We start from the raw sequence: 14101 nt of genomic DNA, 5'->3' as shown, positions 1-14101 counted from the left end.
CATGAACGTTGGGGTGTCTAACAAGGCCGTTGCGCGGGTGGGTGGACTCAGCCTGCGCTATGGCTCCACGGTCGCGCTATCCGCTCTGGATCTTGAAGTACCGTCCGGATGCATGGTCGGCTTGATCGGCCCCGACGGCGTCGGTAAATCCAGCTTGCTGTCTCTACTGGCCGGTGCGCGCGCAATCCAGGATGGACAGGTAGAGGTATTGGGCGGTGACATGCGCAGCAAGGCGCACCGCGATCTCGTATGTCCTCGCATTGCGTACATGCCTCAGGGGTTGGGAAAAAACCTCTATCCGACCTTGTCGGTGGAAGAGAACCTGCAATTTTTTGCCAGGCTCTTCGGCCATTCGGAGTCTGAAAGGCGTAGACGGATTGACGATTTGACGCAGAGCACCGGCCTGAAATCGTTCCTGAACCGCCCTGCGGGCAAGCTTTCCGGCGGAATGAAACAAAAGCTGGGACTGTGTTGCGCACTGATTCACGACCCTGACTTCTTGCTACTCGATGAGCCAACAACAGGCGTCGACCCGCTAGCCCGCGCACAGTTCTGGGATTTGATTGATCGCATTCGCAGTGAGCGCCCTTCCATGAGCGTCATTGTGGCCACCGCTTACATGGATGAGGCCCAGCGCTTCGACTGGCTGGTTGCAATGGACGACGGTGGAGTGCTGGCCACTGGCACGCCCAAAGATATCTTGGAGCGTACAGGTAGTCCAAGCCTCGAAGAGGCATTCATCAGGCTGCTTCCAGAAGAGAAGAAGCGTGGTCACAAACCGGTAGAAATCCCACCGCTTCAAACGGATGCGGATGACATCGCGATCGAGGCCAAGGATCTGACGATGCGGTTTGGTGACTTCACCGCCGTAGACCACGTGTCCTTCCGTATTCGCCGTGGCGAGATATTTGGCTTCCTTGGCTCCAACGGCTGCGGAAAGTCCACGACGATGAAGATGCTGACCGGGTTGCTGGTCGCCACCGAAGGTAATGCATGGCTGTTCGGGCATGAAGTAGATCCCCGGGACATCGATACGCGACGGCGCGTTGGGTACATGTCGCAAGCGTTCTCTCTGTACAGCGAGTTGACTGTTCACCAGAACCTGGTGCTTCACGCTCAGCTATTCCACGTCCCTGCTGGCGAAGTCGCTGGGCGCGTCGAGGAAATGGTTGAGCGGTTTGGCCTCGCTCCTATCCTCGACAGCCTTCCAGACAGTGTGCCCCTTGGCATGCGCCAACGTCTGTCGCTGGCTGTGGCAATGGTGCACAAGCCGGAATTGCTGATTCTGGATGAGCCGACCTCTGGGGTGGATCCGGTCGCACGCGACGGCTTCTGGCATCTGTTGGTCGAACTGTCGCGTCGTGATCACGTGACGATTTTTATCTCTACCCACTTCATGAACGAGGCAGCGCGCTGCGATCGCATGTCGATGATGCACGCAGGAAAGGTGCTCGACAGTGACGCACCAGCCCGGTTGGTGGAGAAGCGCGGCGCCAAGACTCTGGAAGAGGCGTTTATTGGATATCTGGTCGATGCAGGCGGTAGTGCCCCTGGCAACGAATCCGAGGGGGATGACAAGGCTGAAAAGAGCACTGAGAGCAAGCCACACTCGGACGCAGTGAGCCCTAAATCCTTCAGCTTGCAGCGCCTCCTGAGCTACGCCTGGCGTGAGGTGCTGGAGTTGCGAAGAGATCCCATACGGGCGACGACGGCGTTGGTGGGCTCTTTGCTGCTCATGGTCATGATGGGCTTTGGCGTCAACATGGACGTCAACCAAATGCGCTTTGCTGTTCTGGATGGCGACCAAAGTGCCGCCAGCCGGAGTTTCATACAGAGCTTGTCGGGCTCTCGCTACTTCCTGGAGCAGCCGCCAATCAGTTCTCAAGGCGAACTGGATCGACGGATGCGGCGCGGCGAACTGACAGTCGCCATTGAGATTCCTCCCGGTTTTGGTCGAGACCTGACCCGTGGGCGCAAGGTGGAAATCGCTGCCTGGATTGACGGTGCAATGCCATCACGCGCTGAGACAGTAAAGGGCTATGTGAACGGCGTGTATGCGCATTGGCTGGTCGAGCAAACGGGTCTGCGTTCGAACTCCGTGGCTCCTGGCCAGGCCTCGATACAGGCACGCTACCGCTACAACCCAGATGTTGAAAGCATCAAGGCCATGGTGCCTGCCATCGTCGCTCTGCTGTTGCTGATGCTGCCGGCCATGCTGACTGCCCTGGCGGTGGTGCGTGAGAAAGAGTTGGGTTCCATCATCAATCTCTACGTCACACCGGTCACCCGCACAGAGTTTCTCATCGGTAAGCAGCTTCCGTATGTAGGCCTGGGCATGGTGAATTTTCTGTGCATGTGCTTGTTGTCGGTCACCCTCTTTCAAGTTCCGATCAAGGGCAGCTTCATCACTCTCACGTTATCGGCCCTGCTGTTCTGCATCGTTTCAACGGGCATGGGTTTGTTGGCATCCGCCATCACGCGCAGTCAGATCGCCGCGCTCTTCATTGCTGTGATCGGCACGCTCATTCCGGCGATGCAGTACACCGGCCTCATCAACCCGGTGAGTTCTCTAGAAGGAAGCTCTCAAACTTTTGGGGAGATGTATCCAGCAACGCACATGGTGCTGATCAGTCGCGGGGTTTTTAGCAAAGCGCTGGGCATGAATGATTTGTACCTGACGGTGATCGCGATGGGCATTTCCATCCCACTAATCCTTGGCACCGCAATTTTCTTTTTGAAGAAGCAGGAGAGATGAGATGCGCAGCCTCATGAATATCCTCCGGCTTGGGCGTAAGGAGTTTTGGAGTCTGATACGAGACCCCATCATGCTCCTGCTGACAGCGTACATATTCACGCTCGATATCTATAGCGCAGCAACGCTTGTACCGGAGCCACTCCATAACGCATCCATCGCCATTGTCGATGAAGATCAATCGTTGCTCTCCGAGCGGATCTCCTCGGCGTTTTATGCACCGCAGTTCACACAGCCACAGCGGATTTCCGTGGCGGAAATGGATGCCGGCATGGACCGCGGGAAGTTCACCTTTGTTCTGAATATTCCTCCCAGTTTTCAGCGCGATGTCCTTGCTGGAAGAGTTCCGGAGATCCAGCTCAATATCGACGCTACCCAGATGAGTCAGGCCTTCATTGGGCATCAGTACGTTGAGCAGATTGTCTACGCGGAAATTGAAGAGTTCGTAAAGCGCTTTCGCAATGCGCCCGAGCAGCCGGTCGAGTTGGTTGTGCGAGCACGCTTCAACACAATGCTGGAGGCATCTTGGTTTGGCAGCGTTGCGGAACTGATCAACATGGTTGCGATGCTCGCCATCATTCTGACCGGCGCCGCACTGATCCGTGAGCGCGAACATGGAACGATCGAGCACCTGCTGGTGATGCCTGTCACGGCCGGCGAGATCATGATTTCGAAGATCTGGTCCATGGGATCAGTGGTCTTGGTCTGCACAGGGCTGTCGCTCATCCTCGTGATACATGGAGCACTGCAAGTCCCTGTCCAAGGGTCATTGCTTCTGTTTTTTACCGGCGCAGCCTTGTGCATATTTGCCATGACTGCCTTGGGCATCTACATGGCAACCCTTGCGCGAAGCATGCCTCAGTTCGGGCTGCTTCTGATGCTCACGCTTTTCCCGCTACAGATGCTGTCTGGCGGCATGACGCCTCGTGAGTCAATGCCTGAGCTCTTGCAGAACCTCATGCTGCTCGCGCCGACAACTCATTTCTTTGAATTAGGCCAATCCATCCTCTTCCGCGGTGCCGGATTGGAGGTTGTCTGGACGAATTTTCTGGCGTTGCTCGTGATAGGGACAGCTCTGTTCGTAATGTCACTGCGACGCTTTCGGAAGACGATCAGCCAAATGGGCTGAGAGCCGCCCGCACGGGCATAACCTAGGAAAACCACAGAGGAAATGACCATGAGTATCGAAGCCCTTCCCTTGAATCTGTACAAGGCCAACACCGAACTTCAACTGCGGCTGACCCGGTTGGTGCAGGAAAGTGGTCATCGCTGGCTTGAAGCCACTCAGCAGGCCAGTAGCGAGAACATCTCTGAAACGACTGCTGAGATCGAAGGCCTGTTGCGGTCGGCCAATTGGCAATCGTTGACTACTCTGCCAGCCGAAAGCTTCTGGAGGCTCTTCCAGTCGCGCATCACAGATGCACAGACGATCAATCAGATCGCAGTCAAGAATCAAGCAGCCTTCACCGTTGGTGTGCAGCAAGCGCTGGAAAGCTGGCAAAAGTCTGTGACGGAGGTGGTGGGAGCCACCACTGCTGCACAGCCTCTCCAGGACATTTTCAAGCAATGGGGCGCCATTTGGCAGCCCGCCGCTGCAAACACCAGAACCAAGGCTGAGAAGGCGGGTTGAGCCATGAGCGCGGAAAAACGTACCGCCCTTGTAACGGGGGGCATGGGAGGTCTTGGCGAGGAGATTGCGCGTTCACTGCATGACGCCGGGCACACCGTGTTAGTGACTTACTCGCCGCAGAACAGCCATGCCCAGGCTTGGCTCGCACAGCAGTCGGCCCAAGGTTATGCATTCACTGCCTACGAGGCGGACATCAGCAACGATGTGGCGTGCCAAGCCATGGCCGACAAGATCCACGCTGATGGCCATAAGGTCGACATCCTCATCAACAACGCCGGCATCACTCGCGACGGGACGCTTCGCAAGATGACCAAGGAAAGTTGGGACGCGGTTCTGCGAACCAACCTCGACTCGGTCTTCAATGTCACTCGTCCACTGGTTGACAAGATGTTGGACCGTGGCTGGGGCCGTATCGTCAACGTGTCCTCCATCAATGGCAACAAGGGGCAGTTCGGTCAAACGAACTACTCGGCTGCTAAGGCAGGCATACATGGATTCACTAAGGCCTTGGCCCAAGAGGTGGCGCGCAAGGGAGTAACCGTCAACACGGTCTCACCCGGCTACTTGGAAACCAAGATGGTCACGGCGGTGGCTGAGGATGTTCTGAAGCAGATCGTCGCGGCAATCCCCATTGGACGCCTGGGCAAGCCCAAGGAAATTGCGGCGTTGGTCGCATTCATCGTGAGCGATGCCGCTGCTTTCATGACCGGCAGCAACGTATCGATGAACGGTGGACAGCACATGTATTGACTGATGGCTTCACTGCCAGGGGGCGCTGGGCCCCCTGGCAGGGCCCTTACCAATTTGAACAAGGCTCGGAACATGATGGATATCGCAATCCTGGCAGCTACGCGTACTGCCATTGGCAGTTTTCAAGGCAGTCTCTCTGAGATTCCTGCTCCACGACTTGGAGCCCTTTTGATTCAGGCCATCCTGCAACGCACCGGTGTGGCTGCCCAAGAGATCGACGAAGTCATTCTCGGGCAGGTGATCACAGCCGGCAGCGGCCAGAACCCGGCTCGCCAAGCTGCGCTTGCTGCAGGGCTGCCGCATCAGGTATCAGCACTGACTATCAACAAGGTATGCGGTTCGGGCCTGAAGGCGGTTCAGCTGGCGGCGCAAGCCATCCAGGCGGGCGATGCCCAGTTGGTACTGGCGGGCGGCCAGGAAAACATGAGTCTCGCACCCTATGTGTTGCCCAAAGCGCGAACAGGCCTGCGGCTTGGACATGCGCCATTGCAAGACAGCCTGATTCAAGACGGCCTGTGGGATGCATTCAACAACTACCACATGGGCATTACTGCAGAGAATCTCGCGGAGCAGTTCAGCCTAACGCGTGCTCAACAGGATAGCTTCGCCGCCGCCTCGCAAGAAAAAGCTGCCGCAGCCATCGCGGCCGGTCGCTTCAAGGATGAAATCACACCTGTGAGTCTCCCCCAGCGCAAGGGCGATCCGATTGAGTTCAACACCGATGAGCAACCGCGCGCAGGTACGACGGCGGAGGCTCTTGCCAAGCTGAAACCCGCTTTCATGAAGGACGGTACGGTTACCGCCGGAAATGCCTCCACGATCAACGACGGTGCAGCAATGCTGCTGCTGGCCAGCGCCGACAAAGCACAAGCGTTGGGGCTGCCAGTGCTGGCTTGGATCAAGGCATGGGGAACCGCTGGTGTCGATCCCGCCATCATGGGGATCGGACCTGTCCCGGCAACTCGGCGTGCGTTGGAAAAGGCAGGCTGGGCGCTTCAGGAGCTGGACTTGATCGAGGCCAACGAGGCATTTGCCGCCCAGGCGCTTGCCGTGTCCCATGACCTGGAACTTGATGCATCGAAAGTCAACGTCAATGGCGGCGCGATCGCATTGGGACACCCGATCGGAGCATCAGGCGCTCGCATCCTCGTAAGCCTGGTGCATGAGTTGATCCGTCGCGATGCCCACAAAGGATTGGCAACGCTGTGCATTGGCGGGGGCCAAGGTATCGCTTTGGCAATCGAACGGCGCTAAGCGCGTACTAACCACGGTACTGGACCTAGGAGATTGTCATGAGCAATGAAACATTCAATACCCAGCAGTGGACCTCGCTCATGAGCAGTCCCTGGGCCCTAACGCAGGCCGCAGCATCGTATACGGTCGATGCTTGGCAAAGGGCGATCCTGTACAGCGATGTTCGGCGACAACGGGGTGATCAGTACCGCGCGCATTTGCTCGAAGAAACCCCCAACGTTCTGGACTTCGCTAGCGAATTCGTAATGTCTGGTCTAGATCTACCGCGGCCGGTCAATTACGCGATGGTGCGAATCCTGCCAACCATCGACCAACCGACTGACGAGGGCAAACGTCCTTTCATCGTATTCGACCCGCGCGCAGGGCATGGCCCAGGTATCGGAGGTTTTAAACCCGACAGCGAAATTGGCGCGGCACTGAAGGCTGGCCATCCGTGCTACTTCGTCGGTTTCCTTCCAGATCCTGTACCTGGTCAAACCATTGAGGACGTCACTCGCGCAGATGCTGAGTTCGTGCGTAGAGCGAGCGAACTGCATCCCGAGAGCGTAGGGAAGCCCGCTGTGATTGGCAATTGCCAGGCCGGCTGGCAGGTTCTGATGGCTGCCGCACTATGGCCTGACCTTTTCGGTCCCATCATCGTGGCTGGTGCGCCACTTTCGTATTGGGCGGGCAACAATCCGATGCGATATGCCGGCGGCTTGTTGGGTGGGAGTTGGCTCACGGCAATGACAAGTGACCTTGGTGCTGGCCGGTTCGATGGTGCTTGGCTGGTGCGCAATTTCGAAAGCCTTAACCCCGCGAATACATGGTGGGGTAAGCAGTACAACCTGTACGCAAACGTAGACACCGAGGCTTCACGCTATCTGAGCTTTGAGAAGTACTGGGGCGGGTACGTTTTTCTCAATGATGTAGAGATGCAATACATCGTGGACAACTTGTTCATTGGCAACAAGCTGTCCTCGGCAGAGATGATTACCTCTGATGGCATGCGCATTGATCTGCGCAACATTCGCTCGCCCATTGTGGTTTTCTGCTCGTATGGGGACAACATAACCCCACCACCACAGGCGCTGGGTTGGATCACGGATCTTTATCGAGATGATTCGGACGTACTAAGCCACGATCAAACTATTGTGTTTGCAACGCATGAGAGCATCGGCCATCTCGGCATCTTCGTGTCAGGCAGCGTAGGAAGAAAGGAACACCGGGAATTTACTGCCGGTATCGACATCATCGACCTTCTTCCTGCTGGAGTCTACCGTGCAGACGTGGTGGACGCTGAGACGCCAGAAGTTGCTGCCGATGGCAAATACACGATGCTCATCCGGCCCAGTAGCGTGGATGAGGTGCGGTCTATCGTTAAACCAGATCCGCAAAGTGACCGCCGATTCGCTGCCGCGGAGCAGATATCCAATATCAATCTTGGTCTCTACCGTACGTTCCTTCAACCTTGGGTGAAGGCGTGCTCGTCGAGTTATTCGGCGCAGTGGATGCAAGCACTCCACCCACTGCGACTGTCCTACGGATGGTGGTCTAGTGCCCATCCTTTGGCAGAAACAATCCAGCAAGCTACGCGGCAAATTGAAGAGCTACGCTGCCCCGTGGATGACACCAACCCGTTCTTGGTCGCCGAAAAGGAGCTGTCGAGATCCGTTGTATTTCTACTGGACCTTTATAGAGATCATCGAGACCAACTTCAGGCGTGGATCTTTGAAAGCATCTATGGATCGCCATGGGTTCAGGCGCTTGCGGCACAGGGTCACTCAAATAACGAGAGTATTCGGCCGCATCCTGGCGACTCCCTCGAACACCGTGAATTCATGGAGTATGAGCTAGGCCAAGCTCAAGCTCGTATGTTGCAAGGAGGTTTGCTGGAAGCTGGCGTGCGAGCCTTGTTCTATGTACTTCGCAATCGCACTGAAGGCAACGCGACACGCTATCGCCATGCTGCGCAGCTGCGCGACCCGCGACATGAGCATGAACGCTACGACATGGCCGAGTGGCGCCACCTTGTACGCGGCCAGGCGCTGCTGCTGGCATATGACATGGATGCGGCTATCTCAGCAATCCCAACATTACTCGCAAGCGCGAGCGCGGATGAAATCCGCTTATTGGCTTCATCTGTTGAGCAGATGATTCATCTCGCTGAAACCGAACTCTCCGACGACGAACGAACGTCGCTCGCACGCATGCTTACCGTATTTAGCGTTGCTGCGGAACAGCGCAACTTAAGTGCTCTACCTTCTGAAAGTACGCTATCTGAGACAACTGAGACCGGGGCGTTTGGCGGAGTGCAGAAATCAAAACAACAGGTCGGTTCTAAACGAATAGCTGCGCAACCTAAAGCTCCAAGATCACCTGCTCAGCAAAAACCTAAGGCTCAAGTCAAGCAACCTCCGGCCAAGCGAGTGCCGGTAAATCGCAGAGGACGGTCGTGATGCAAGATGTCTCCGTATTGCGCAATCGGATTTTCGATGACTTGGCTATTGGTGATGTCGCCAGCATTGAACGCACTCTAACCGCTCAGGACGCTCAGCTCTTCGCGATACAGTCCGGTGGCTTCGAGCCGCCCAACGCTGATCCGAAGTCTGATGTATTTCCCAAGTGGCAAGGTGTTCTTGCCCATAGCATGTGGGCAGCATCACTGATCTCCGGACTCCTGGGCACTCGCCTGCCTGGCTTTGGCTCGACCTATCGACGTCAGAACTTTCAATTTCTGCAGCCCATCAGGATTGGAGACTCGCTGCGAGTCACGGTGGAGATTCTTCGCCTTGATCCGACGGACCTAGGTGTCGTTCTAGACTGCCAATGCGTTAACCAGGATGGAGTCGTTGTGATCGAGGGCGAGGCCGAGATTACCGCCACGCGAGAACACATTGTGGTTGACCGCACAGCGCTGCCTGAAGTGCGACTATTGACGAGCGCAAAGGCAGGCTCGAAGGCGCTTATCGACTATGCGAAGCCACTCGGCCCGATCCGGATAGCCGTCGTGCATCCCTGCGATGCCCTGAGCCTCTCAGCAGCGCTGGACGCGCAGAAGGCTGGTTTGGTCGAGCCGATCTTGGTGGCACCTGCTGCGCGATTGCAAGCCATCGCCGCTGAAGCTGCGCTTGATCTAACGAGCCTGTCCATTGTCGACGTCCCTCATAGCCATGCCGCAGCAGCACAGGCAGCCAAGATGGCAGCACAGGGCGAAGTACAAGCTCTGATGAAGGGAAGCCTGCATACCGACGAGCTCATGGCTGCGGTGCTGACGTCATCAGCGGGGCTTCGCACCAAGCGCCGCGTGAGCCATTGCTTCTTGATGCAGACGCCATTTTACCCGCGGCCGTTCATCATCACTGATGCAGCAATCAACATTGCTCCTAGCCTGCAGGACAAAGCCGACATCATCCGAAATGCGATCGACCTGGCGCATGTCATCGGTGTTGAGCGGCCTCGCGTCGCAATACTCGCTGCAGTGGAAACCATTAATCCATCCATGCCAGCCACGCTCGAAGCCGCCGCGCTATGCAAGATGGCAGACAGAGGTCAAATCAGTGGCGCAGTGCTGGACGGACCATTGGCTCTCGACAACGCGGTGTCGCTAGCTGCAGCGCAAATTAAAGGGATTCGATCCGAAGTCGCTGGACAGGCAGACGTGTTGGTTGTCCCCGATTTGGAGAGTGGCAACATGCTCGCGAAACAAATCGAGTACATGGGTGATGCGGCCAGCGCCGGCATCGTTATGGGTGCGAAGGTGCCGATCGTGCTGACCAGCCGCGCGGACTCTCGCGAGGCAAGAATCTCCTCATGTGCCATCGCCGTGATGCTGGCCAGATATTACGAAAACTCGCCGCCATGAGCACGCCACTATCCAGAACAGCAAAGTCATGACGCTGATGACTCCATGCATCAGCAATAAGCTCTTCTTGTTCATTCATATTTGAAAGGCTTAATTTTCTATGAATCAAATTGCAGACGCTTTAATTCTTGTCCTCAACTGCGGATCATCGAGCATTAAATTTGCCGTGTTCGATGCATCGCTTCCCGTTATCCCTCGTAAACCGCTGTGGAATGGAAAGGTGCAAGGTATAGGAGAGGAACGTCCGGACTTTGGTGAGACAGGGACGGCACCGTATCGCATCAATCTCAACGCTGAGCACCCGTTTCGAGATGCGTTGGAACATATCCTTGAGCAGGTCTTCCATCGACTGAACGGACGAGAATTATGCGGCATTGCGCATAGAGTGGTCCATGGTGGAAGCAAGTACTTTTCGCCGGTGCGCATTGACGCTGATGTGTTGGCTGATTTGAAAAGTTTCATTCCATTAGCGCCCCTGCATCAGCCAGTCACAGTTCAAGCCATAGAACATCTATTACGTCAGCACCCTGAGATTCCGCAAATAGCGTGCTTCGACACGGGGTTCCATCATTCCATACCAAAGCTCGAACAGGTGCTGCCGCTCCCGTATGAGGCTTGGCAACGGGGTGTTCGCCGCTATGGCTTTCATGGTTTGTCGTACGAGTTCATGTCGACCACTTTGGCCGAACAGTATCCTCAGACAGCACGGGGGCGCACGATTGTCGCGCACCTTGGAAATGGTGCCAGCCTATGTGCAATGCTGAATCTGGAGAGCGTTGCGACCACAATGGGATTCTCTGCCCTTGATGGGCTGATGATGGGGACGCGTACGGGCGCTGTCGATCCAGGTGCTGTTCTTTACTTGATGAGTGCAGACAAACTCTCACTTGACCAAGTCAATGATGTCCTGTTTCGCAGATCCGGCTTGCTAGGTATTTCCGGCGTTTCGGCAGAGCCACGAATAATTCGTAAGCATGAGTCTGACCCCGGCGAGGCCGGTGAACGCGCTCGCCTGGCGCTAGATCTCTATGTACGGCGGATTGTTCGAGAGATAGGCGCTCTAGTTGCCGTTCTAGGTGGACTTGATCTCTTGATCTTTACTGCTGGAGTTGGTGAGCACAACGACTTTATTCGTGATCGCGTCTGCCGTGATCTTGAATATCTTGGGGTGAAGATTGATGTACAAGCGAACGCCATAAATTCGCGAGTGATCTCATGCGCAGATAGCCGAGTCGTCGTAGGCGTCGAACCAACCAATGAAGAATGGGTGGCCGCACGCCATGTTCGCCGCCTGTTGCGTTTGCCTTTTCATCGTCCTGACTCATGGAAAAAAGCTATGTACTCTCGAATCCTGGTTCCCCTAGATAGCAGTGAAACTTCCCATCACGCGATGGAGCATGCCGCCGACCTAGCAAAAACGAATGGTGCCATGGTTGTTCTTTTGCATGTGATCGAGGAACTGAGACTCAGCAGCGGATATGAACCGCCAAAAGTCTACATCGACGAAGTATTTCCAGGGTTCTTGTCCAGAGGTCAGGCAATGCTTGATCAAGCTGCAACCCGCTTGCGGCAGGATGGGATCGCTGTCGAGACAGCGCTGATCGTCAGCAAGGGAGAGCGCGTTTCTGATTTGATAGTGGAGCAGGTCGAGACCACTCGTTGTGATGTCGTGGTCATTGGTACGCATGGTCGTAGAGGGCTTGATCGTGTCCTCATAGGCAGTGATGCAGAGCAAGTAGCGCGCCTTGCACCTGTTCCAGTACTGCTGGTTCGACAGTCCCATCCGGCGACAGCAAATCCACCGGCACTGCGAGAGCAATAAAGAACTCCACTGAAGTCTCTGAGGAATTTCTGGGCCTACCCAATTCAAATCGCTCGAAACTCAGTGGGCCAGCCCGGATATTTTAGATAAAAAGACTGATATTAGGTGCGTCGCCAATTTAACACTGGCGCGCTCTAGGTATGTATTTGCCAGCAGCCTTGTATAAGCGCGCGGAGATATCCCATGACTCAACACGACAAAGATGCGCATTCGAAAAAAGACGACGGCGAGTTCCATGCGGCGTGGGCGAAAGCTTGGTCACATTTTTCACCTGAATCAGGAGTTCTTGCCTGGCTGGACTGGTCTCTACATCTCGCATCAAGTCCGGCCAAGCTGAACGATTTGATTAAGTTGGGGGATGACCATGCCCGGCATCTGTCCAATTTAATCATGCAGTCTTGCATTAACGTAGCTCAAGGCGATCCATTGCCTCAGCTGCCCATCACTCCAAACCAACGTTTAACTGATCCCGCTTGGGATGAATTTCCCTACAGTCTATTCCGCGAAGCGTTTCAGCTTCAGTCGAGCTGGTGGGCAGAGGCAACCCAGGGAATATGGGGTGTTGATCCAAAGTCACAACGCATTGTCGAGTTTGCAACGAAACAATGGTTGGATGCCATTTCACCATTCAATGTTGGTTTGTTAAATCCAGTTGTCCAGGAAAGAACACGCGCTGAAAATGGTGCGAACCTGTTGCGTGGATTCTCCAATCTAATGGACGATTTTAATCGCAGCGTTTCTGGAAATCTCCCGCCTGGAGCGGAGAACTTTCAAGTCGGCCGAGATGTGGCTGTTTCGCCTGGCAAAGTGGTTCTTAGGAATCGCCTGATTGAATTAATACAGTACGAGCCCACTACTGAAAAGGTCAACTCAGAACCGCTTTTGATCGTTCCAGCATGGATCATGAAGTACTACATTTTGGATCTGTCGCCGCATAACTCACTTATCAAGTACCTAGTTGAGCAGGGATTCACGGTTTTCTGCATCTCTTGGCGAAATCCGTCATCAGAAGATAGAGAACTGAGCATGGAGGATTACCAAGTGCTCGGTATCCAAGCTGCTCTTTCGGCGATCAATGCCATAGTCCCGAAGCGCCAGGTTCATGCCGCAGGGTACTGTCTGGGGGGAACGCTTCTATCTATTGCAGCTGCGGCCATGTCGCGGGATGGGGACACACGTCTGGCTTCACTCACGCTTTTAGCGGCTCAGACCGACTTCAGTGAACCTGGTGAATTGGGGCTCTTCATAAGCGAGGGGCAGTTGGCGCTTCTAGAAGCTCACATGGCTGTCGCAGGCTATCTTGATTCCCGTCAAATGAGTGGCGCATTTCAAATGCTGCGCTCCTACGATCTTGTGTGGTCGCGCGTAGTCAATGAATACATGCTGGGAGATCGGCGGCCAATGAGCGATTTGATGGCTTGGAATGCCGACACCACCAACATGCCTGCTCGTATGCATTCTGAGTATCTTCGGCGCTTGTATCTCAACAATGATCTGAGCGGAGGACGGTACCTTGTGGATGGGCGCCCTGTTTCGCTAGGAGACATCAACCTACCTACATTCTGTGTGGGCACGACATCTGACCACGTTGCTCCGTGGCAGTCCGTTTATAGGTTGCACCTGTTTTCCCAGGCAGAGATCACTTTTGTGCTCACTAACGGCGGGCACAATGCCGGTATTGTCAGTGAGCCTGGGCGTCCACGTCGCGAGTATTTGATACATAGGCGCCCCGCACGTACTCCGTACCAAGGTCCAGACGAGTGGCGTCAGATTGCGCAAAGCCGCACGGGCTCGTGGTGGCCCGCTTGGGTGGATTGGCTTAACAGCCAGGGTGGAACTCCCGTCAAGCCCCCAAGAATTGGGGCTGTAGGTAAAGGCTATCGTCCCTGCGGGGACGCACCTGGAAGTTATGTCATGGAGCGGGCTTCAGACGTGGGGCACCCAAAGGGCGATGGAGTCAATGACGTCAGTGCTCGCTCGGAGTCTCCACAAAAGTAGGTCCTCAGTTGCTCGCCGCACTTCAAGCGTCTGAGCTTTCTCAAGATAAAA

9 protein-coding genes are annotated in these 14101 nt (G+C 55.4%); all 9 read left to right on the top strand.

All coding sequences use genetic code 11. The features are described 5' to 3' along the window. Nucleotide 1 precedes the first annotated feature (1 nt). The 9 genes from rbbA to ACVWSC_RS16970 all read left to right on the top strand — a co-directional run bounded on the left by rbbA (nucleotide 2) and on the right by ACVWSC_RS16970 (nucleotide 14050). Nucleotides 2-2755: a ribosome-associated ATPase/putative transporter RbbA gene (gene rbbA / locus ACVWSC_RS17010; RefSeq protein ID WP_023098578.1), complete on the top strand. Its 2754-nt coding sequence runs from the start codon at nucleotides 2-4 to the stop codon at nucleotides 2753-2755. Between the two features lies 1 nt (nucleotide 2756). Then, nucleotides 2757-3881, top strand: coding sequence for an ABC transporter permease (locus ACVWSC_RS17005; protein ID WP_023098579.1), 1125 nt, complete (start codon nucleotides 2757-2759; stop codon nucleotides 3879-3881). A 48-nt stretch (nucleotides 3882-3929) separates the two neighbouring features. After that, nucleotides 3930-4382, top strand: coding sequence for a phasin family protein (locus ACVWSC_RS17000; RefSeq protein WP_023098580.1), 453 nt, complete (start codon nucleotides 3930-3932; stop codon nucleotides 4380-4382). A gap of 3 nt (nucleotides 4383-4385) precedes the next feature. Beyond that, nucleotides 4386-5132, top strand: coding sequence for an acetoacetyl-CoA reductase (gene phbB / locus ACVWSC_RS16995; RefSeq protein WP_023098581.1), 747 nt, complete (start codon nucleotides 4386-4388; stop codon nucleotides 5130-5132). Nucleotides 5133-5204: 72 nt separating this feature from the next. Further along, on the top strand, nucleotides 5205-6386 hold the full coding sequence (locus ACVWSC_RS16990; protein ID WP_031629828.1) for an acetyl-CoA C-acetyltransferase: 1182 nt from the start codon (nucleotides 5205-5207) through the stop codon (nucleotides 6384-6386). A gap of 38 nt (nucleotides 6387-6424) precedes the next feature. Continuing rightward, a complete protein-coding gene (locus ACVWSC_RS16985; RefSeq protein WP_442107964.1) occupies nucleotides 6425-8824 on the top strand; it encodes a DUF3141 domain-containing protein in 2400 nt (799 codons plus the stop codon). After that, a complete protein-coding gene (locus tag ACVWSC_RS16980; RefSeq protein WP_023098584.1) occupies nucleotides 8824-10230 on the top strand; it encodes a bifunctional enoyl-CoA hydratase/phosphate acetyltransferase in 1407 nt (468 codons plus the stop codon). Before ACVWSC_RS16985 ends, ACVWSC_RS16980 begins: the two co-directional genes overlap by 1 nt. A gap of 100 nt (nucleotides 10231-10330) precedes the next feature. Continuing rightward, a complete protein-coding gene (locus ACVWSC_RS16975) occupies nucleotides 10331-12052 on the top strand; it encodes an acetate/propionate family kinase (protein ID WP_023098585.1) in 1722 nt (573 codons plus the stop codon). A gap of 183 nt (nucleotides 12053-12235) precedes the next feature. After that, complete coding sequence (locus ACVWSC_RS16970; protein ID WP_023098586.1) at nucleotides 12236-14050, top strand: PHA/PHB synthase family protein; 1815 nt, start codon at nucleotides 12236-12238, stop codon at nucleotides 14048-14050. Nucleotides 14051-14101 lie beyond the last annotated feature (51 nt).

Source organism: Pseudomonas sp. NUPR-002 (assembly GCF_056322725.1).
This window is presented reverse-complemented; position numbering and strand designations above follow the sequence as displayed.